The sequence below is a fragment of the Sanguibacter inulinus genome, from assembly GCF_013415325.1.
Classification (GTDB): domain Bacteria; phylum Actinomycetota; class Actinomycetes; order Actinomycetales; family Cellulomonadaceae; genus Sanguibacter; species Sanguibacter inulinus.
On the sequence record NZ_JACBYE010000017.1, the window covers coordinates 21,714 to 41,113 of the forward strand.

Consider the following 19,400-nt stretch of genomic DNA (forward strand, 5'->3'; position numbering starts at 1 on the left):
GTCACTCGCTCTTCTGAGGAGCAGGCTTGGCGCTCGGCCTGGGGGCTGCCGGCCGAGCCGCAGGCGGCTTCGGCGTGGCGGGCTTGGCCACAGGCTTCGGGGTGGCTGCAGGCTTGGGGGCTGCAGCAGGCTTGGCGGCCGCGGCGGGCTTCGGGGCTGCGGCAGGCTTGGACTCCGCTGCAGGCTTCGCAGCCGGAGCAGCCTTGGCCGGAGCCGGTGCTGCGGCGGCGGGAGACTGTGCAGGAGCCGGGGCCTGGACCGGAGCAGCCTTCGGTGCGGCGGCGACAGCCTCGGTGGCTGCTGCGACCTGCGCCTCGAAGTCTTCGGAGGCCGACGGGTCGGCAGGCTCCTCGACGCGGGCAGGACGGGCCGCACGAGGCGACTCTTCCTCGGCGCGCCGACGCTGCTCGTTCTTGGCCTCGGCCTTCTTCTTGGTCGGCCCGAGCACCATGATCATGTTGCGACCATCCTGCTTGGGCATGCTCTCGATGAAGCCGAGCTCCTGGACGTCTTCTGCCAGGCGCTGGAGCAGACGGACACCCATCTCGGGGCGAGACTGCTCACGACCGCGGAACATGATCATGACCTTGACCTTGTCGCCCGCAGCGAGGAAGCGCTCGACGTGGCCCCTCTTGGTGCCGTAGTCGTGCGGGTCGATCTTCAGGCGGAAACGGATCTCCTTGAGAACCGTGTTGGCCTGGTTCCGGCGAGCCTCACGAGCCTTCATGTCCGACTCGTACTTGAACTTGCCGTAGTCCATGAGCTTGCACACCGGCGGGCGTGCGTCGGGGGCGACCTCGACGAGGTCCAGGTCAGCGTCCTGTGCAAGGCTCAGGGCGACCTCAATGCGTACGACCCCGACCTGCTCTCCACCTGGGCCGACGAGTCGGACCTCGGGGACGCGGATCCGGTCGTTGATGCGAGGCTCGCTGATGTGATGCTCCTTGAAACTTGTCGGAAGCTCGTCAGGAACGGGAAAGGCCCCCATCCCTGAGCACAGGGTGGAGGCCTGGACGTCCGGGTCGCACGGTCCGTCGAGAGACGGTCGGGCGACGCTACGGCGCGCTGCACCGAGGTGCTGCTCGCCGTTCGGACCAGAACCCGGACTCTGTCGCTGCGATCGTGCTGGGCACGATCCGGTCTGTCGAGACTCAGGTGGGAGTGGCTCCACTTGTGCACCGGGCGTTCGTCGTACGGATCTCTGAGTGCTCTGAGCGAGACTCCGAGACCGTTCGATACTCGTCCGGTCGGTCAGCGGCCAACACTACCACCAGGTCGCCCGTCATGGAACCACCGCAGAAAACCTCTGCACAGGGTCACTCGGAGCCGTCCTGCGCCGAGCGAGCCTGGAGACGATCCAGTACTGGAATGATTCCAGAAAACCTGCTTTCATGGAGCCCATGACGATCTCCGAGCTCACGACCGAGGGTGACCAGCTGCTGCGCAGCCACGGTCTGCGTGTCACGGCGACACGTCTCGCGGTGCTCGACGCCGTCGCACAGGCACCTCACTCGACCACCGACGCGATCTTGGCCCGGGTCCGCGCGACCCTGGGCACAGCCTCCACGCAGGCCGTGTACGACGTCCTCGCGGCGCTCACCTCAGCCGGTCTGCTCCACAGGATCGAACCGGCCGGCCACCCCGCGCGCTACGAGCGGCGGGTCGGTGACAACCACCACCACGTGGTCTGCCGCAGCTGCGGCAGCGTGGCGGACGTCGACTGCTCGGTCGGCCACGCGCCGTGCCTGGTGCCCTCGAACGACCACGGCTTCGTCATCGACGAAGCAGAGGTCGTGTTCTGGGGCACGTGCGGAGACTGCCTGCGCAGCCCCGCGTCTCCCGCCTGAACCCGACTGACCCGCTGGTCGACGATCCCCAGCCGGTCCCCCACACCTCCTGACGCACGACTCGCCGCACCCCGAAGAGAAGGAAGCCCCCATGACAGACCGCTTCACCACCTCCCAGACCGGAACCCCGATCGCCAGCGACGAGCACTCGCTCACCGCAGGGCCCGACGGCGCAGCCGTCCTGCACGACCGCTACCTCGTCGAGAAGCTCGCGCAGTTCAACCGTGAGCGCATCCCGGAGCGCATCGTCCACGCCAAGGGCGGCGGCGCCTTCGGCTCCTTCGAGGTCACCGGTGACGTGTCGGCGTACACCTCGGCCGCCGTGTTCCAGCCCGGCACCGTGACCGAGACGCTCCAGCGCTTCTCGAGCGTGGCCGGCGAGCAGGGCAGCCCCGACACGTGGCGCGACGTCCGCGGGTTCTCGGTGAAGTTCTACACCTCCGAGGGCAACTACGACATCGTCGGCAACAACACCCCGGTGTTCTTCATCCGCGACGGCATCAAGTTCCCGGACTTCATCCACTCGCAGAAGCGCCTCCCCGGCTCTGGCCTGCGCGACGGCGACATGCAGTGGGACTTCTGGACCCTCTCCCCCGAGTCTGCGCACCAGGTCACCTACCTCATGGGCGACCGCGGCCTCCCCCGCTCCTGGCGCGAGATGCCCGGCTTCGGCTCGCACACCTACCAGTGGATCAACGCCGCCGGTGAGCGGTTCTGGGTCAAGTACCACTTCACCTCGAACCAGGGGAACATCGAGATGCAGAGCGCGGAGGCCGAGCAGATCGCCGGAGCCGACGCCGACTACTACCGCCGGGACCTCTACGAGGCCATCGAGGCCGGGAACCACCCGTCCTGGGACGTCCACGTCCAGGTCATGCCGTACGAGGACGCCAAGACGTACCGCTTCAACCCCTTCGACCTCACGAAGGTCTGGCCGCACGCGGACTACCCGCTCATCAAGGTCGGGACCCACACGCTGAACCGCAACCCGGAGAACTTCTTCGCGGAGATCGAGCAGGCGGCATTCTCCCCCGCGAACACCGTCCCCGGCATCGACATCAGCCCGGACAAGATGCTCATGGCCCGCGTGTTCTCCTACCCGGATGCCCAGCGGTACAGGGTCGGGACGAACTACAACCAGATCCCGGTCAACGCCCCGAAGGCTCCTGTGCACAACTACTCGCAGGACGGGTCGCAGCGCCACGGCTTCAAGGCCGCGTCCGACCCGGTCTACGCGCCGAACTCCTTCGGCGGCCCTGTGGCCGACCCCGCCCGCGCCGCGACAGGGTCGTGGGAGAGCGACGGCGAGCTCGTCCGCTCCGCAGCCACCCTGCACAGCGAGGACGACGACTTCGGCCAGGCCGGGACGCTCTACCGCCACGTCTTCGACGACGCGGCGAAGGCTCGCTTCGTCGAGACCCTCGTCGGGCAGGGTTCTGGCATCACTGTCGACCGCGTCCGTGAGCGCTTCTTCTGGTACTGGACCAACGTCGACGCCGCCCTCGGCGCCACGCTCCGTGAGAAGGTCGGCTCGATCGAGTCGGCCAACGAGTCGGCCGAGCCGATCGGCATCGGTGCCGACCACGCCTGACGCCGTCCCGGTGGCAGCACGCTGACACCGACCCCGACGGCTCGACCACGGGCCCAGGACCTCACGGTCCTGGGCCCGTGGTGAGTCTCGTGGCGACCAGGCAGGTCGCCAGCCGGGCCCGACCTCGTGGACACTAGTCACATGACCGACGAGCACACCCACGAAGCACACTCCGTCGACGACCTCGCGCCTCAGGCCACGAGAGACATCGCCGACGTCGCCGCCGTCGAGGTGATCACCACCGCCGCCGTCCACCTCATGAGCGCTGCCGCCGTGAAGTGCGGGCTCGCCGCCGAGCCTGGTGCCGCCGACCACCTCGACCTCGACGAGGCCCGCAAGCTCATCAACGCCCTGGCCGCGCTCGTCACCACAGCCGCCCCCGACATCGGGAACCAGCACGCCAGGTCGCTGCGCGACGGGCTCCGCAGCCTCCAGCTCGCCTTCCGCGAGGCCTCCGTCTACCCGGACGCCCCGGGCGAGGGACCGGGTGAGAGCTTCACCGGGGCGGTCAGTTGACCGGCAGCCCGGGCGGACCCGAGGACGACGGCGCCGTCCCGCCGTCCTTCCCGCCCGCCGTCCGGTGGCCCTCCCCCACGGCACCGACCAGCACCGGCGACGTCGACCAGGACGCCACGGACGCCACGGACGCCACGGACGACACGGACGACACCCCGACCCCCCTCGCGAGCACCGCAGGCGCGAGCCGTGGTGGGGCGGACGCCGGTGAGCCGACCTCTCCCGAGGACAAGACCGCAGAGCGCAAGGATCCCGGGCACGAGCACGGCCACCACCTCGACCGCAGAGACCGCCGACGCCGCGTCGCGATCGTGCTGCTCTCGGTCGCGCTCGTCGCCGCGCTCGCCGGTGGCGGATATCTCGCCGTGCTGTCGAACCAGTGGAGCGAACGCTCCGGTGAGTGGGAGGCGCAGTCGCGCGACCTCGGCCAGCAGGTCGCAGACCTCACGACAGACCTTGAGGGCATCACCAGCGACCTCACGAGCACGCGCGACCAGCTGACGACAGCCCAGCAGCGCATCACCGAGCTCGCCGACGAGAAGGCACAGGTCGGCGACGACCGCGAGACGCAGCGCATCATCGCCTCCGACATCCAGGCCGTGGCCGAGGCCGCCGTCGACGTGTCGTCGAAGATGGGCGACTGCGTGACAGCACAGAGCACCCTGCTCGGCTATCTCGCCGCGCCAGACTCGACGACGCCGGAGATCCTGCAGCAGGCGACCGACGACACCAACAGCATCTGCACGACCGCCGTCGACAGCTACACGGCGCTCCAGCAGGACCTGTCGCAGCCGTGACGCGCCGATCAGCGACGCGCCGTGCGCTCGTGACAGGGGTCCTCTGCGGGTTCTTGGTGGCCGGCTGCGGGACCGTGCCCGAGCTCCCCGGCCCCATGCCCGAGTCTGTCGTCCCGACGCGCGGCGCCGGCAGCCTCCCGGACGAGACAGGCTTCTTGTCCCCCGACGGGTTCGACGCCGCTCAGCGCATGGCGGTCCGGGTCCGCAACGTCGGGTGCGAGGGCGTGATCCGCGGGACAGGGTTCGCGATCGACGAGCGTGTGCTCATCACGAACAAGCACGTGGTGGAGGGCAACCAGGACCTCCAGCTGAGCACCTATGACGGACGAGACGTCAGCGTCACGGCGTCGCAGAGCGCGGCGCTGGCCGACCTCGCGGTCATCAGGACCGCCGAAGACCTCGCAACCTACCCGGACCTCGCGCCGACAGACCCCGAGCCTGGGGACGCCGTGACAGTGGTCGGCTACCCCAACGGCGGCGCGCTCACCGTCACCAAGGGCACGGTGATCGAGTACACCTCTGACCCGCTCAACGTCACGCTCGGGCAGGTGCTCCTGACCGACGCGAGCGTCGAGCCGGGCAGCTCCGGGTCGGCCGCCCTCGACTCCGAGGGCAAGGTGATCGGCATCGTCTACGCCAAGAGCAGCGACGGCCTGAGCTACCTGGTACCCGTCAGCACCCTGCAGGACCTCCTCGCTGACGACAGCGGCTTCGAGGCCCAAGAACCGCTGGCCTGCTGACCTCGAACGCTGCAGGCCCGTGAGCTGCTGGTCTGCTGCGCACACAGGTTCAGGAGGCGCGACCGATCCGCAGCTCGAGGGAGTCGACCCGCTCTCCGACGGTCTCGTCGGCCCCGAGCGCGGCGTTGACCTGCGCGAGCACGGCGTCGAGCTGAGCACGGGTCAGGCCTGGGTCGATCGCGAGGACGACAGCCACCTCCTTGGACCGGCCCGGCTCTGCCCGGACCCGGACGACCGAGGGAATCCCTTCGAGGGCACCCGTGATCGCCTGCGCCACGAGCGGGTCGACGACCCCGTCGACGACGGCGGGCTCCCAGACCTGCCCCCGCGCGACGGCCCAGACGGCCGGGCGTGGGACGAGGGCGCTCGCCGGGCCTGCGGGGTCGACCACGAGGAGAGCCCACTCCTCGCTGACAGCCGAGAGCGCGGCACGGACGGCGTCGGCGGGCACGGGGCGGGCACGCGGGTGCCAGGCGGCCATCGCCGCGACCGAGGAGAACACGGGGAGCGCGCGACGCCCGTCGGGCGACTGGAGCGCGACGACACCTGCCGAGGCTTCTTTGTCGACCTTCAGACCGTCGGCCGTGGTGCCTTCGGCGTCGACCTCGGCCATGATCGGGATGAGCACCCGGACCTGGGCGAGGCGAGCCACGACTGCGGTCAGCGGAGCCCGTCCCTCAGTGTGCTCGACGAGCAGCCTCGCGAGCTCGGGGTCGGCTGTGCCGTCGTCCCCGGCGAAGGGCGAGGCACCGGGCAGCGCCCGCCCTGCGCCCTCGGATGCTCCGTGCTGCTCGGTCGCACCGTGGCCCTCGTGGGCAGTCGCACCGTGGCCCTCGTGGGCAGTCGCCCCGTCGCCCTCGTGGGCAGTCGTGGCGTCGTGCTCGTGGCGCGCGTGCCCGTCACGGCCCCCGTCGTGGGCCGGTCCGGGGACGGGAGTGGTCACGGACGGCCTGCGACGTCGAGCGCCTGCGGCAGCGTGAACGCACCCGCGTACAGTGCCTTGCCGACGATCGTGCCCTCGACGCCCGAGCCGACGAGCTCGCGGAGCGCGACCAGGTCGTCGAGGCTCGAGATGCCGCCGGAGGCGACGACGGGGGCCGACGTCCGGGCGGCGACGTCGCGCAGCAGCTCGAGGTTCGGTCCGCGCAGCGTCCCGTCCTTGGTCACGTCGGTCACCACGTAGCGTGCGCAGCCAGCCTCGTCGAGGCGGGCCAGGACCTCCCAGAGGTCGCCGCCCTCCTGCGTCCAGCCACGCGCGGCGAGCGTGGTGCCGCGCACGTCGAGACCGACAGCGATCGCGTCGCCGTGCTCGGCGATCACCCGGGCGGTCCACTCGGGGTTCTCGAGCGCAGCCGTCCCGAGGTTGACGCGGGAGCAGCCTGTCGCGAGTGCGCGCTCGAGCGAGGCGTCGTCGCGGATGCCTCCCGAGAGCTCGACCTTGATGTCGAGGCGCCCCACGACGTCGGCGAGGAGCTCTGCGTTCGAGCCGCGCCCGAAGGCCGCGTCGAGGTCGACGAGGTGCACCCACTCGGCGCCACCCGACTGCCAGTCGAGCGCAGCCGTCAGCGGGTCGCCGTAGGACGTCTCCGACCCGGCCTCCCCCTGGACGAGCCTGACGGCCTGCCCCTCGGCGACGTCGACGGCGGGCAGGAGTACGAGACGGTCAGTCATGGTGGAGATCCTCTCGGGACCGGTGGTCGTGGATGCTTCAGGGGTGTGCAGGGCGCGGTACCACCGCACAGACGGTGTCGGCGCCAGGTTGACGCGGCGACCGCCCCGCGAGTGCGGAGACCGTCGAGCGACGTCTGCGGGCGGCCGAGCAGGTCAGAGCGAGCCGAGCCAGTTGCGCAGCAGCTGCGCCCCGGCGTCGCCCGACTTCTCGGGGTGGAACTGGGTGGCCGAGAGCGGTCCGTTCTCGACCGCGGCGACGAACCTGCCACCGTGGTCGGACCAGGTGACCTGCGGCGGCTTGAAGCGGGCGTCGACGGGCTCGCCTGCACCGAGGTCGAAGCTCCGGGCGGCGTAGGAGTGGACGAAGTAGAAGCGTTCGTCCTCGATACCGTCGAAGAGCACCGAGCCTGCGGGGGGCTCGACGGTGTCCCACCCCATGTGCGGGACCACGGGCGCCTCGAGCCTGTCGACGACGCCGGGCCACTGCGCGAGGCCCTCGGTGTGCTCACCGTGCTCTTCGCCCGCGTCGAACATGATCTGCATCCCGACGCAGATGCCCAGCACCGGGCGCCCTCCAGAGAGACGACGCTCGACGATCTGCCCTCCGCGGACCTTGGCGAGGCCGTCCATGACAGCTGCGAAGGCACCGACCCCGGGGACGACGAGTCCGTCGGCGACCGAGGCGACCTTCGGGTCGGCGGTGAGCTCGACGGCTGCGCCGACCCGCTCGAGGGCGCGGACGGCCGAGCGGACGTTGCCGAAGCCGTAGTCGAGGACGACGACCGTAGGTCTGCCAGCCATCTCAGCGCCTCCCGCGGGCTCGGCCCGTCGCGGCGAGGCTGCGGGCAGCCTTCCACCGCGAGATGCCCTTGCTGGACACCGCGCCCTCCACGTCTGCGGCCGCGACCGCCCCGAGGAGGACGTCTTCGAACTCGTGGGGTGCACCGTCGAGCACGAGGGCTGCCGGGAGGTCTTCTCCACGGACGCCGGCCTGCCACTGGCTCGCGGCGATGTGCCCGTCGGTGACCTCGAAGAGGATGAGCGGGACTGTCTTGACGAGACCTGAGACCGAGCGCGCGAGCTCTGCCGGACGGTCGCCCGACGGGTCGCGCAGGACCGCGTAGGCGCCGATGGGCGACGGGACGGCGTCGACGACGTGCTTGCCCATCGCGCAGGCCGCAGCGAGCGCGTCGGCTGTCGCGACCTGCGTGAGGATGGCGGCGACGCTCACGGCGCCCTGGTCGGGGCTGCTCACAGTGCTCCCTTGGTCGACGGGATGCCCTCGACGCGCGGGTCCGGCTCGACGGCTGCGCGCAGGGCTCGGGCGAGTGCCTTGAACTGCGCCTCGACGATGTGGTGCGGGTCGCGGCCGGCGAGGACCCGCATGTGGATGCAGATCCCGGCGTGGTGCGCGATCGACTCGAGCACGTGACGGGTCAGCGAGCCCGTGAAGTGCCCGCCGATGAGGTGGTACTCCTGCCCTGCAGGCTCCCCCGTGTGCACGAGGTACGGGCGACCGGAGACGTCGACGACAGCCTGGGCGAGCGCCTCGTCGAGCGGCACGAGGGCGTCGCCGAAGCGGCCGATGCCGGACTTGTCACCGAGGGCGATCCGGAGCGCCTCACCGAAGGCGATCGCGGTGTCTTCGACGGTGTGGTGGGCGTCGATGTGGGTGTCACCGGTCGCCTTGACCGTGAGGTCGATGAGCGAGTGCTTGCCGAGCGCCGTGAGCATGTGGTCGTAGAAGGGCACCGACGTCGAGATGTCGGTGCGGCCCGTACCGTCGAGGTCGATCTCGACGAGGACGCTCGACTCGCTCGTGGTCCGTTCGACGCGTCCACGACGCGTCCCCTGTGCAGCGTTCACAGCCCTGCCACCTCCACCAGTGCGTTCTTGAACGCGATCATGTCCTGCGGTGTGCCGATCGACACCCGGAGCCAGCCCTCGGGCCCGGTCTCCCGGATGAGGACGCCTCGGTCGAGAAGACCCTGCCACACGGCGTGCCGGTCGTCGAACGTGCCGAAGAGCACGAAGTTCGAGTCCGACTCGGCGGCCTGGAGAGGCCGCCCGTCGAGGGTCTGAGCACGCAACCACGCGACCGTGGCGTCACGCTCGGTCCTGAGCGAATCTACCTGGGCGAGCAGCGCTGGCGCGTGCGCGAGGGCGGCGCGGGCCGTGGCCTGCGTCACTGCTGACAGGTGGTAGGGCAGCCGGACGATGCGCAGGGCGTCGACGAGGTCGGTCGAGCCGGCCAGGTATCCGACCCGTGCCCCTGCCAGGGCGAAGGCCTTGGACATGGTGCGGCTCACGGCGAGGTTGGGGTAGCGCTCGAGCAGCTCGAGGGCCGAGGGCACACCGGCCCGGCGGAACTCCGCGTACGCCTCGTCGACCACGACCACGGCGGGCGAGCCGTCCACGTCGAGCTCGAGCGCAGCCTCGCAGACCGCCTCGATGGTCGAGAAGGGCATCGCGGTGCCCGTCGGGTTGTTCGGGCTGGTGAGGATCACGATCGAGGGCGTGTGCTCGCGCAGTGTCGCGACCGCGACCTCGGGGTCGAGCGTGAAGTCTTCTTCTCGACGTCCGGCAACCCAGCGGGTGTGGGTGTCGCGCGCGTACTCGGGGTACATGGAATAGGTGGGCGCGAAGGACAGCGCCGTGCGCCCTGGACCGCCGAAGGCCTGCATGAGGTGCAGCATGACCTCGTTGGAGCCGTTCGCGGCCCAGACCTGCTCGGTGGCGACGCGCACGCCAGACTCCTGCGCCAGGTAGTCCGCGAGGTCGGACCGCAGCGCCGGGAAGTCCCGGTCCGGGTAGCGGTTGAGCGTCGACGCCGCAGCAGACACGTACTCCGCGAGTGTCGCGACGACCTGCGGACCGGGCGGGTAGGGGTTCTCGTTGACGTTGAGCAGGTGCGGGACGTCGATCTGGGGCGCGCCGTAGGGCACCTCGCCGGCGAGGTCGGGGCGCAGAGGCAACGTGATCGGGGTGTCGGCTCGTGGAGTCACAGGACCATTCTAGGAAGGATCACGGGACTCAGACGCCGGTGTCCACAGGGGGCACCTCTTCGGTCTCCGACGCACCGGTCGTCCACAGGACCACGCGAGGTCGACCTGTCCACAGCGCCGCTCTCGGCTGTCACACGCTCGCGCAGAAGTCCTTAGGCTTGCTGCATGACCTCCGACGGCGACACCACCCCGGCCGACGACAGCCCGGACCTCGTCTCGATGCCCGAGAGCGGCATCCCGGCGTCGTCTCCCCTGCCTTTCAAGCCCAAGGGCCCCAAGCGCTGGGGGGTCGAGCCCGACTGGTCCAAGCTGCCGTCGACGCCCCGCCGCCGGGCCGTCGTCGACGACGGCCCGGCGTGGGGCACGTCCTCGATGGACGCCCGCCGTCTGGTCTCGGGCACCCCGGACGACGTCGCGCCGGCAGCACAGCCGACCACGACGCCAGAGCCGGCCCCGGCGTGGCAGACGCCGGGGTTCGCCCCCGAGCCCGACGAGGACGAGACCTTCACCGGACAGCCCGCGGAGCCGGGCGCAGTGCCGCTCCTCGAGGACGACGAAGACGACGAAGACGACGAGATGTTCGACGAGGACGAGGACGACGAGGAGATGCAGCCTGCTCCCGAGACTGTCACCGCCCCCGAACCGGAGACCGACACCGCACCCGTCACCGCGCCCGTCACCGAGCCGACCCCCGTGCACAGCTCGCCGTCCGAGCCTGGTCTCGCACAGACCCGGTCCGCAGAGCAGCGCTCGACCGCAGAGCACAGCCCGCACGCCCCGACCGACGCGAGAGAGACGACAGACCACCCCATGGCCGACCGCAGGACCCCCGGCACCGACGAGGCGACGGCCACCACGCAGGCTGCACCCGCGGCACGCACGAACGACGACCCCTACGGCGAGGACCCTTACAAGGACGTCCCCTTCTTCGACGAGCCTGTCGACGACGCCTGGGGCGAAGAGATGGCCGCGGCCTCGGCCGGACGTCTCGACCCGGTGGACGGACGCCGGACGTCGGGTGCGCGTGGCGAGCGTGTGGCGGCCCCGGCAGCACCAGCCCGCCCCGCCGCGGTCCGGGTCCGCCCGGGGGCCGACGAGGACCTGCGCCCCGAGGCCGAGGCTGCGCTGCGCCGTCTCGTGGGCCGCGACGACGCTGTCCTGCGCGACGACCAGTGGACGGCGATCCACGCTCTCGTGGCCGAGCAGCGCCGAGCCCTCGTGGTGCAGCGCACCGGGTGGGGAAAGTCCGCGGTGTACTTCGTCGCGACCTCCCTGCTCCGCGCACGAGGTTCAGGGCCGACCATCATCATCTCGCCGCTGCTCGCGCTGATGCGTGACCAGATCGCCGCGGCCGGGCGCGCCGGTGTCCGTGCGGCGACCATCAACTCGGCCAACGTCACCGAGTGGGACCAGATCCACGAGCAGATCAGCAACGGAGACATCGACGTCCTTCTCTGCTCGCCCGAGCGGCTCAACAACCCGGGCTTCCGCGACGAGGTGCTCCCCCGCCTTGCCGCGGACGCAGGTCTCGTGGTCATCGACGAGGCTCACTGCGTCTCCGACTGGGGCCACGACTTCCGACCTGACTACCGCCGCATCCGGACCCTGCTCGCCGAGCTCCCCGAGGGCATCCCCGTGCTCGCCACGACGGCCACGGCCAACGCACGCGTGACCCAGGACGTCGCCGAACAGCTCGAGATCACCGGAGAGGGTGCGGGCCGCAGCGAGGTCCTCGTGCTCCGCGGCGGTCTGGACCGCGAGTCCCTGCACCTCAACGTGCTCCGCCTCGGCGACCAGCCGACCCGTGTCGCGTGGCTCCTCGAGGCCCTGCGCTCGACCGAGGGCTCCGGCATCGTCTACTGCCTCACCGTGTCGGTCGCCGAGCAGGTCGCCGCGCAGCTCAAGGCTGCGGGCCTGCCCGTCGCGGCCTACACGGGACGCACCGACCCGACCGAGCGGGAGTCCCTCGAGGCGGACCTCAAGGCCAACCGCGTCAAGGCGCTCGTCGCGACCTCAGCCCTGGGCATGGGCTTCGACAAGCCCGACCTCGGCTTTGTCGTGCACCTCGGCGCCCCCAGCTCGCCGATCGCCTACTACCAGCAGGTCGGTCGAGCCGGCCGTGGAGTCGACAGCGCGCTCGTCGTGCTCCTCCCCGGTGAGGAAGACCAGCGGATCTGGGAGTACTTCGGCTCGCTGGCCTTCCCCCGAGAAGACCAGGTCCGTGCCACGCTCGACGCCCTGTCCCGGGGGGGCACGCAGTCGGCGCAGGCCCTCGAGACACAGGTCGACCTCACCCGGTCGCGTCTGGAGATGATGCTCAAGGTCCTCGACGTCGACGGAGCAGTCAAGCGGGTCAAGGGCGGGTGGGAGGCGACGGGCCAGGGCTGGACCTACGAGGCCGACCGCTACGCCCGCGTCGAGCAGGCCCGCCTCGCCGAGCAGCGCACCATGCTCGACTACGAGTCGACCGACGGCTGCCGGATGGCCTTCCTGCGCCGCACCCTCGACGACCCAGACCTCCGTCCCGACGAGCGGTGCGGCCGCTGCGACAACTGCGGTGGCTCGACGCTGCCCGCCGCCCCGACGACCGAGCACGTGGCACAGGCCCGCAAGGCCATGGACGTCCCTGGGGTCGTCGTCGAGCCCCGCAGCATGTGGCCCACAGGGATGGCGACCCTCGGCATCGACCTCAAGGGCAAGATCTCCCCCGCCGAGAAGACCGAGCCGGGCCGGGCGGTGGCGCGCCTCGACGGGCTCGGCTGGTCGCAGCCCCTCCGTGAGCTCTTCGCGTCCACGACCCCGGACGGCGAGGTCCCCGTCCACCTCCGACGCGCCGCGGCGCAGGTCCTCGACGCGTGGGACGGGCTCCAGGTCGACGGGGTCGTCTGCGTGCGGTCGACGACGCGACCCGTGCTCGTCGAGCACCTCGCCCGCGGGCTCGCGAAGTACCTGGACAAGCCCTTCGTCGGATTCGTGGGACCTCTCGGCGGCCACGAAGCCCCACCCCGCCACGACGTGAACTCCGCCATGCGCCTCGCCGGGGTGGCGCAGCGCCTCGGCCTCGACCTGACACCCGCAGCGAGCGCAGGCCTGGCAGGACGGTCGATCCTGCTCGTCGACGACCGTGTAGCCTCCGGGTGGACGCTGGCCGTGGCTGGCCGTCTGCTGCGCCAGGCCGGCGCAGGTGCGGTCCTGCCCTTCGTCCTCGCCCAGCAGTAGCCCGGCGACGACCAGCCCCGCCCGCACCCACCCGACCGGGCAGGTGCGGGCGGGATGGATGCGTGCACGAATCTCGTCCAGGCGGGGTTCGACCGGCCAGGCCCACCGAGTGCGTCGTCCGTCACGAACAGCCCTCCGAGGACCGATCCTGTGACCTTAGTCCTAGGTCCGTGCGGCACCTGACCTGGAAACTTGCGACGCCCTGTCTCGGACAGGCCGTCCCTCCGGTCCGTCCCGACCGCGCCACCACCACACCCGGTCTCCGCGACCGGGCCTGGAGAAGATCTTCATGACGTCCTCGACGCCCACCCCTGCCCTGCGTCTGATCGCCGACCCGGGGCCGCTCGGCCTCGCCGGCTTCGCGCTCACCACCTTCGTGCTCTCGATCTTCAACGCCGGACTCCTCGACTCGAGCCTCGAGCCTGTCGTCCTGCCTCTCGCGCTCTTCTACGGCGGGCTCGTCCAGCTGCTCGCCGGCATGTGGGAGCTCGTCAAGAACAACACCTTCGGCGCCCTGGCGTTCTCCTCCTACGGAGCGTTCTGGATGTCCTTCGCGGCCTACGTGAAGTTCGTCGTCCCAGGCCTCCCGGCAGACACGGCCCACCAGGCCACAGGAGTGTTCCTCCTCGCCTGGACGATCTTCACCCTCTACATGACCGTCGTGACGCTGAAGATCTCGGTCGGGCTCATGAGCGTGTTCGTGCCCCTGTCGATCACCTTCGCGCTGCTCACGGTCGGCGCCTTCGCCCAGGCCGAGAGCGTGACGCACGTCGCCGGCTTCTTCGGTCTGCTGACCGCCGGGACGGCCTGGTACAACTCTTTCGCCGGGGTCCTCAATCAGACGTGGAAGCGGGACGTGCTCCCGCTCGGCGTCCGCAGCTGAACCACCCACGTGCGGCTGGACCACCCGCTCGTCCCTGAACCACCCGCTCGCCTGGCCCCCGACCCTGTCGCCGGCCCCTGAGAGGGCAGTCTGGCCGCTGCTCGAGCGGCTGCCAGAGGACCACCGTCAGTGGAGCACCGTCAGGCGAGCACCGAGACGCCCGGCCACGATCTGCTGGCCGGGCGTCTCTGCGTCGTCGTGCCCGAGCGACCAGGTCACAGACTCATGTCCAGCACGACGCGCCCGTCGATCGCGCCCGTCGTCATCCTGGCGAAGATGTCGTTGATCGCGTCCATCGGCTGACGCTCGAAGGTCGTCGAGACGACGCCCCGGCTGAAGAAGTCGACGGCCTCGAGCATGTCGAGCCGCGTGCCGACGATCGAGCCGCGGACGGTCAGACCGCGCAGGACGGTGTCGAAGATCGACAGCGGGAAGTCGCCCGGCGGGAGCCCGACCAGCGACACCGTGCCACCGGGTCGCAGCATGGACAGCGCCTGCGGGAAGGTCTTCTCGCTCACGGCCGTGACCAGAGCCGCCTGAGCACCGCCGACCAGGTCCTGCACAGCCTCGCCAGGGTCGCCGTCGCGGTAGTTGACGACCAGCTCGGCCCCGTACGCGAGAGCGCGCTGGCGCTTCGCCTCGGTCCCGGTCACCGCGATCACGCGGAACCCCATGGCGGCCGCGTACTGGATCGCCATGTGCCCGAGCCCGCCGATGCCCGACACCACCACCCAGTCCCCCGGCCGCGCGCCGGTGACCTTGAGACCCTTGTACACGGTGACACCGGCACAGAGCACCGCGGTGATGCCTGCGGCGTCCGCGCCCTCAGGGATGCGCGGCGCGTAGCGCGTGTCGACGACCATGTACTCCGCGAAGGACCCGTCGACGGAGTAGCCCGAGTTCTGCTGGCTGGCGCAGAGCGACTCCCAGCCCCCCAGGCAGTCCCTGCAGACGCCGCAGGCTGTCGCCAGCCAGGCGTTGCCGATGCGGTCACCGACACGGACACCCGCCGCCGACGGCCCCAGCTCGACCACGCGGCCCGAACCCTCGTGACCCGGGATGAAGGGCGGTACCGGCTTCACGGGCCAGTCGCCACGGGCTGCGTGCAGGTCGGTGTGGCACACCCCGCTGTAGTCGACCTGGACGAGGGCCTCGAAGGGCCCGGGGACCGGGATGGGCACCTCCTCCACGACGAGCGGTGCTCCCAGCTGACGGACCACAGCTGCCTTCATCGTCTCGGGCACGTCCAGGCTCCTTCGGTGAGGTGCCCGACGTGGCTCCAGGCAAGCCCACGAGCGGCGTCCCGACCTGCACCCCGAAGCACGGTGTGACTCAGACCACGAGCCTAGGTGGACTCGTCGCCCTCAGGTCGGGACCTTCATCCCGGCACCGAGAGCCGGGCCGGGTGCCTACTCGTCGACCGTGGGCAGGTCGACCGTGAACGCCGTCCCGATGCCGACCTCGCTCGTCACGTCGAGCCGCCCGCGGTGCGCGACGACGATCGCCTTGGTGATCGCGAGCCCGAGACCGATCCCGGGGACCGAGGCCGACGTCGCCGTCGAGGCTCGGAAGAACCGCGTCGAGAGCTGGTCCAGCTCGGTGTCGGGGATGCCGATGCCCGTGTCGCGCACGGTGATGGTCGCCCGCTGGTCGTGGACGACGAGCGAGAGCGTCACCAGACCGCCCGCCGGGGAGAACTTCACGGCGTTCGAGAGCAGGTTGTCGACGGCCTGCCCGAGCCTGGTCGCGTCTCCGCGGACCACCGTGCTCGCCGACTCGTCCATCACCACCCGCATCTGCACCGAGGCAGCCGCGGCGACAGGCTCGAAGGTCTGGGCCGCGGCTCGCAGCACAGCCTCGAGCTCGGTGCTCTGGTTGATGATCGGGAACCGGCCAGCCTCGACCTGAGCCGTGAACAGCAGGTCTCCGACCAGGCGCAGGAGCCGCTGCGCGTTGCGCTCGGCGACGTCCAGGTACTGCGTCTGCTCGGGTGTGAGCGGACCGTCTTCTTCGTCGCGCAGCAGCTCGAGGTACCCCAAGATCGAGCTGAGCGGTGTGCGCAGCTCGTGCGAGATCATGCCGACGAACTCGTCCTTGAGACGCTCGAACTCACGAGCCTTGGTCATGTCGGTCGCCACGAAGAGATAGCCGACGACGTCGTCGTCGTCCCCGATCCGTTGCGTCGCCGCGACCTGGACGGGCAGCTGAGACCCGTCGGGCCTGACGTAGGTCCACTCCCGCACGTCGGCGGACCCCGTCCCCACGTCGCGGACGAGGACCGCGAAGGCAGCCTCGTCGTCGAGAGGCGTCGCGTCCCCGACCGTGGCGACCTGCTCGCGGAGCTCGTCCGCGACGTGCACGTCGGTGATGACCAGACCTGCCTCGAGGGCTTCGTGCTGCGCGACCCCGAGCATCTTGCAGGCTCCGGGGTTCCACGAGTCGATGCGGCCGGTCAGGTCGGTCCCGATGATCGCCTGCTCGGTGACGGCGTCCCAGAGCCCGGAGAGCTGGCGGCTGACCGCGTTGGCTCGGGTCTCGTTCGTACGGGCCTCCTGCGAGGCGCGCACGGCGTCGACGAGCAGAGAGTCCCGTTGCGCCACGGTCGCCCGCGCGTCGTCGAGCTGGAGCCGCAACCTGCGGGCGACCTCGTTGATGACGAGGGCGACCAGTCCGTAGACCACAGGCGAGAAGAGCACCCGGACGACGTCGGCGCTCTGCTGGAAGTCGGTCAGCAGCAGGGCCGGCCCCTGAGAGGTGGCGACGAGGGTGAGGGCCGCGAGGATCGCGCTGCCCCGCCCGGCCGCCAGCGCGATCCACACGAAGGGCACGAAGAGCATCGCCGAGTACGGCGAACCGACCCCACCGGTCCCGTACCGCACGAGGCCGAGGCCCACGAGCGAGACGATGGGGATGAGGACGGCGAGACGGTCGTCGTAGGTCTTCCACGGCAGCACCACGGCCGCCACGGAGATGGCTACGACCACGAGGACCCCGGAGACCACCATGGTGGTGTCGGAGAGGGCTCCCGAGAGCGGGAGCGTCACCAGTGCGAGCGCGAGCGCCGCCAAGGTCGGGAGCTGGTAGAGGAGCAGACCTGATCGACCAGCCGAGGCCCGTCCGAAGAGCGGGTCAAGCGTCACCTGGTGCTCCGATCATGGACCGGATGATCTCGGACAGCGTCCGCGGGCTGAAGGGCTTGCGCACGAAGGTGTCGGCGCCGGTCAGGACCGCGGACTGGCGTTCGAGCAGGTACACGGAGGCCGAGACCATGATGATCCGGACCTGGGACAAGGAGGCGTCGGCGCGGATGCGCTCGGCCACCTCGACCCCGGTCAGCCCCGGCATCGAGATGTCGAGGACGGCCAGGTCGACGTCACCCTGCGCGATCCGCTGCCAGGCGTCGTCGCCGTTGTCGAAGGACCCGACGATCTCGACGCCCGCGCGCCGAGCGGCGATGGACACCAGACCGAGGATGTCGGCGTCGTCGTCGGCGATCACCACACGTGCTGGAGCACTCATACGAAGAACACCTCTCGGACGACCATGATCACGGCGATCACCGCGACGGCGAGCAAGGCGTACGGGACCATCATGCGCTCTGCGCGGCGGTCCCGGTCGATCTCTCGCTGGAGCTCTTCTCGGGTCGAGCGGTTCATGCGAGGATCCGTCCTGTCTTCTCGGTCTTGTCCCACGACGCGTCGGCGTGCCGGAGCTCCTTGACGTACGAGTCGACGGTGATCGCGCACAAGATCGGACCATACCCCACCAGGTAGACCAGGACGGGCGACACGAACCGCCCGGCCCGGGTCCCGTCGACGACCTTGATCAGCCAGGCCCCGAGCATCGACAGCGTGATCCACGAGTAGACGAACAGCGTCCAGGCCCGCAGGCTCCCCTCGCTCACCTCGACACCGAAGAGCGCCGGGACGTCGTCTTCGAGGAGTCCCGGGAAGAAGGTCGCGACGGTGATGACCACCGAGACCAGACCTGGGAAGAAGATCGCCTCACGCAGGGTCTTGCGGCCTGTCACCGGGTCGAGCGCGATGGTCACCACCATCGTGAAGATGTAGGTGCACGCCGCCAGCGCCCAGAAGGTGCGGAACACCTGGGCGGACACGGGGCTCTCGAGGAAGTACAGACCGACGAGCCCGACCGAGGACAGCACCATGGCGACGGGCTGGAAGGCCACGCCGAACCAGACGAGACCGAAGTCGAGGCTGCCGAGGCGGTTGCCCTCCTGCTTGCGGAACCAGAGCTTGCGGTACATGCGGGTGATGTGGACGTTGCCCCTGCCCCAGCGCAGCCGCTGCTTCCACAGCGCCGCCACGGCCTGCGGCTCTTCGGCGAGCACGACGGCGTGCGGCTCGAAGACCACCGTGCGACCGGCCAGCTGGGTCTTGAAGGTCGTCACGGTGTCCTCGGCGAGGGAGCTCGTGTCGATCCGACCACCGAGCTCCTCGAGGTTCGCCCGCGAGTGCAGCTGGGCGCCGCCCGCGAGGCAGGCCACGGCCCCCATGACGTTCTGGGCGCGACGGGAGGCAGCCTGCGAGAGCGCGTACTCGAGGGCGATGAACCGGGTGAGGTAGTTCTTCTTCAGGCTGCCCTCGCGGATGTACGCCGTCACGGCGCCGACCTTCTCGTCGGCGAGGTGACGGGTCATCTTGCGCAGGGAGTCCGGGAGGTAGACGACGTCGGCGTCCATGATGAGCAACGCCTCCATCCAGTCGTCCTCGAGGATGATCGCGATGCCGTGGTTGAGCGTGTGGGCCTTGCCCTCGCCGCCCTTCGCACGGCGGAGGTGGAACACCTGGCCGGGGTACTGCCGCGCCTTGGCCAGGACGACATCGGGGGTGTCGTCGGTGCTCGCGTCGTCGACCACGTAGACGCGGAGCGCGTCAGCGGGGTACTCGAGGGCCATGAGGTTGTCGATCGACGTCCCGACGACAGCGCCCTCGTTCCAGGCGGGGATGACCACCGCGACGCGCGGCAGGTACGGCGCGGCCTTCGCGTAGTGGTTGCGGAAGGCGTGGAAGGGGATGAGCACGAACTGGTACCCCATCGCGATGATGGGCAGGGCGCCGAGGGCGACGAGGACGAGCAGCACGTAGGTCAGGGTCGTCCCTGCCACGCT

19 protein-coding genes are annotated in these 19,400 nt (G+C 70.4%); 7 read left to right on the forward strand and 12 right to left on the reverse strand.

Features of this window, described 5'->3' with window-relative positions; translation table 11 throughout:
- Position 1 precedes the first annotated feature (1 nt).
- Complete coding sequence (gene infC, locus HZZ10_RS08745) at positions 2–988, reverse strand: translation initiation factor IF-3 (protein ID WP_179913223.1); 987 nt, start codon at positions 986–988, stop codon at positions 2–4.
- 412 nt (positions 989–1,400) lie between these two features.
- Between infC and HZZ10_RS08750 the strand changes: the two genes are divergently transcribed.
- The 5 genes from HZZ10_RS08750 to HZZ10_RS08770 all read left to right on the forward strand — a co-directional run bounded on the left by HZZ10_RS08750 (position 1,401) and on the right by HZZ10_RS08770 (position 5,491).
- A complete protein-coding gene (locus HZZ10_RS08750) occupies positions 1,401–1,847 on the forward strand; it encodes a Fur family transcriptional regulator (protein ID WP_056130927.1) in 447 nt (148 codons plus the stop codon).
- A gap of 91 nt (positions 1,848–1,938) precedes the next feature.
- Positions 1,939–3,438: a catalase gene (locus tag HZZ10_RS08755; protein ID WP_179913224.1), complete on the forward strand. Its 1,500-nt coding sequence runs from the start codon at positions 1,939–1,941 to the stop codon at positions 3,436–3,438.
- A gap of 141 nt (positions 3,439–3,579) precedes the next feature.
- The gene (locus HZZ10_RS08760) at positions 3,580–3,954 is read left to right on the forward strand and encodes a DUF1844 domain-containing protein (RefSeq protein WP_056130286.1); all 375 of its coding nucleotides are present in this window, start codon (positions 3,580–3,582) and stop codon (positions 3,952–3,954) included.
- Positions 3,951–4,751, forward strand: a complete 801-nt coding sequence (locus HZZ10_RS08765) for a hypothetical protein (RefSeq protein ID WP_179913225.1) — start codon at positions 3,951–3,953, stop codon at positions 4,749–4,751. The genes HZZ10_RS08760 and HZZ10_RS08765 overlap by 4 nt, the downstream gene beginning before the upstream one ends.
- Complete coding sequence (locus tag HZZ10_RS08770) at positions 4,748–5,491, forward strand: S1C family serine protease (protein ID WP_179913226.1); 744 nt, start codon at positions 4,748–4,750, stop codon at positions 5,489–5,491. The genes HZZ10_RS08765 and HZZ10_RS08770 overlap by 4 nt, the downstream gene beginning before the upstream one ends.
- A 49-nt stretch (positions 5,492–5,540) precedes the next feature.
- On the opposite strand, the gene HZZ10_RS08775 is transcribed toward HZZ10_RS08770, so the two are convergent.
- The 6 genes from HZZ10_RS08775 to HZZ10_RS08800 form a co-directional block, all read right to left on the reverse strand.
- Positions 5,541–6,434 carry an SseB family protein gene (locus HZZ10_RS08775; RefSeq protein WP_444547561.1) on the reverse strand — a complete coding sequence of 298 codons (894 nt, stop codon included), beginning with the start codon at positions 6,432–6,434 and terminating at the stop codon, positions 5,541–5,543.
- The gene (gene priA, locus HZZ10_RS08780) at positions 6,431–7,162 is read right to left on the reverse strand and encodes a bifunctional 1-(5-phosphoribosyl)-5-((5-phosphoribosylamino)methylideneamino)imidazole-4-carboxamide isomerase/phosphoribosylanthranilate isomerase PriA (protein ID WP_056130278.1); all 732 of its coding nucleotides are present in this window, start codon (positions 7,160–7,162) and stop codon (positions 6,431–6,433) included. The genes HZZ10_RS08775 and priA overlap by 4 nt, the downstream gene beginning before the upstream one ends.
- Before the next feature lie 153 nt (positions 7,163–7,315).
- On the reverse strand, positions 7,316–7,963 hold the full coding sequence (gene hisH, locus HZZ10_RS08785) for an imidazole glycerol phosphate synthase subunit HisH (protein WP_179913227.1): 648 nt from the start codon (positions 7,961–7,963) through the stop codon (positions 7,316–7,318).
- Position 7,964: 1 nt separating this feature from the next.
- Positions 7,965–8,417 (reverse strand): hypothetical protein, encoded by a 453-nt coding sequence (locus HZZ10_RS08790; protein ID WP_179913228.1) that lies wholly within the window; start codon positions 8,415–8,417, stop codon positions 7,965–7,967.
- The gene (gene hisB / locus HZZ10_RS08795) at positions 8,414–9,028 is read right to left on the reverse strand and encodes an imidazoleglycerol-phosphate dehydratase HisB (protein WP_056130270.1); all 615 of its coding nucleotides are present in this window, start codon (positions 9,026–9,028) and stop codon (positions 8,414–8,416) included. The genes HZZ10_RS08790 and hisB overlap by 4 nt, the downstream gene beginning before the upstream one ends.
- Complete coding sequence (locus HZZ10_RS08800; protein ID WP_179913229.1) at positions 9,025–10,167, reverse strand: histidinol-phosphate transaminase; 1,143 nt, start codon at positions 10,165–10,167, stop codon at positions 9,025–9,027. The genes hisB and HZZ10_RS08800 overlap by 4 nt, the downstream gene beginning before the upstream one ends.
- 963 nt (positions 10,168–11,130) lie before the next feature.
- Between HZZ10_RS08800 and HZZ10_RS08805 the strand changes: the two genes are divergently transcribed.
- Positions 11,131–13,386, forward strand: coding sequence for a RecQ family ATP-dependent DNA helicase (locus HZZ10_RS08805; protein WP_179913247.1), 2,256 nt, complete (start codon positions 11,131–11,133; stop codon positions 13,384–13,386).
- A gap of 289 nt (positions 13,387–13,675) precedes the next feature.
- Positions 13,676–14,269, forward strand: a complete 594-nt coding sequence (locus HZZ10_RS08810; RefSeq protein ID WP_056130263.1) for an acetate uptake transporter — start codon at positions 13,676–13,678, stop codon at positions 14,267–14,269.
- A 215-nt stretch (positions 14,270–14,484) separates the two neighbouring features.
- On the opposite strand, the gene HZZ10_RS08815 is transcribed toward HZZ10_RS08810, so the two are convergent.
- The 5 genes from HZZ10_RS08815 to HZZ10_RS08835 form a co-directional block, all read right to left on the reverse strand.
- Positions 14,485–15,501, reverse strand: coding sequence for a zinc-dependent alcohol dehydrogenase (locus HZZ10_RS08815; RefSeq protein ID WP_218928595.1), 1,017 nt, complete (start codon positions 15,499–15,501; stop codon positions 14,485–14,487).
- Positions 15,502–15,678: 177 nt separating this feature from the next.
- The gene (locus HZZ10_RS08820) at positions 15,679–17,409 is read right to left on the reverse strand and encodes a sensor histidine kinase (RefSeq protein ID WP_179913231.1); all 1,731 of its coding nucleotides are present in this window, start codon (positions 17,407–17,409) and stop codon (positions 15,679–15,681) included.
- Complete coding sequence (locus tag HZZ10_RS08825; protein WP_056130254.1) at positions 17,399–17,788, reverse strand: response regulator; 390 nt, start codon at positions 17,786–17,788, stop codon at positions 17,399–17,401. Before HZZ10_RS08825 ends, HZZ10_RS08820 begins: the two co-directional genes overlap by 11 nt.
- Entirely contained in the window at positions 17,785–17,925 is a 141-nt protein-coding gene (locus HZZ10_RS08830) for a hypothetical protein (protein WP_179913232.1), read from the reverse strand. Before HZZ10_RS08830 ends, HZZ10_RS08825 begins: the two co-directional genes overlap by 4 nt.
- Entirely contained in the window at positions 17,922–19,397 is a 1,476-nt protein-coding gene (locus tag HZZ10_RS08835) for a glycosyltransferase family 2 protein (protein ID WP_056130251.1), read from the reverse strand. The genes HZZ10_RS08830 and HZZ10_RS08835 overlap by 4 nt, the downstream gene beginning before the upstream one ends.
- Positions 19,398–19,400 lie beyond the last annotated feature (3 nt).

Excerpts from the sequence above, each read along its gene's own strand:
- infC (WP_179913223.1), bottom strand. The coding sequence starts at position 988 with ATGGGGGCCTTTCCCGTTCCTGACGAGCTTCCGACAAGTTTCAAGGAG.
- HZZ10_RS08750 (WP_056130927.1), top strand. The coding sequence starts at position 1,401 with ATGACGATCTCCGAGCTCACGACCGAGGGTGACCAGCTGCTGCGCAGC.
- HZZ10_RS08755 (WP_179913224.1), top strand. The coding sequence starts at position 1,939 with ATGACAGACCGCTTCACCACCTCCCAGACCGGAACCCCGATCGCCAGC.
- HZZ10_RS08760 (WP_056130286.1), top strand. The coding sequence starts at position 3,580 with ATGACCGACGAGCACACCCACGAAGCACACTCCGTCGACGACCTCGCG.
- priA (WP_056130278.1), bottom strand. The coding sequence starts at position 7,162 with ATGACTGACCGTCTCGTACTCCTGCCCGCCGTCGACGTCGCCGAGGGG.
- hisH (WP_179913227.1), bottom strand. The coding sequence starts at position 7,963 with ATGGCTGGCAGACCTACGGTCGTCGTCCTCGACTACGGCTTCGGCAAC.
- HZZ10_RS08805 (WP_179913247.1), top strand. The coding sequence starts at position 11,131 with ATGGCCGCGGCCTCGGCCGGACGTCTCGACCCGGTGGACGGACGCCGG.
- HZZ10_RS08810 (WP_056130263.1), top strand. The coding sequence starts at position 13,676 with ATGACGTCCTCGACGCCCACCCCTGCCCTGCGTCTGATCGCCGACCCG.
- HZZ10_RS08815 (WP_218928595.1), bottom strand. The coding sequence starts at position 15,501 with ATGAAGGCAGCTGTGGTCCGTCAGCTGGGAGCACCGCTCGTCGTGGAG.
- HZZ10_RS08825 (WP_056130254.1), bottom strand. The coding sequence starts at position 17,788 with ATGAGTGCTCCAGCACGTGTGGTGATCGCCGACGACGACGCCGACATC.
- HZZ10_RS08830 (WP_179913232.1), bottom strand. The coding sequence starts at position 17,925 with ATGAACCGCTCGACCCGAGAAGAGCTCCAGCGAGAGATCGACCGGGAC.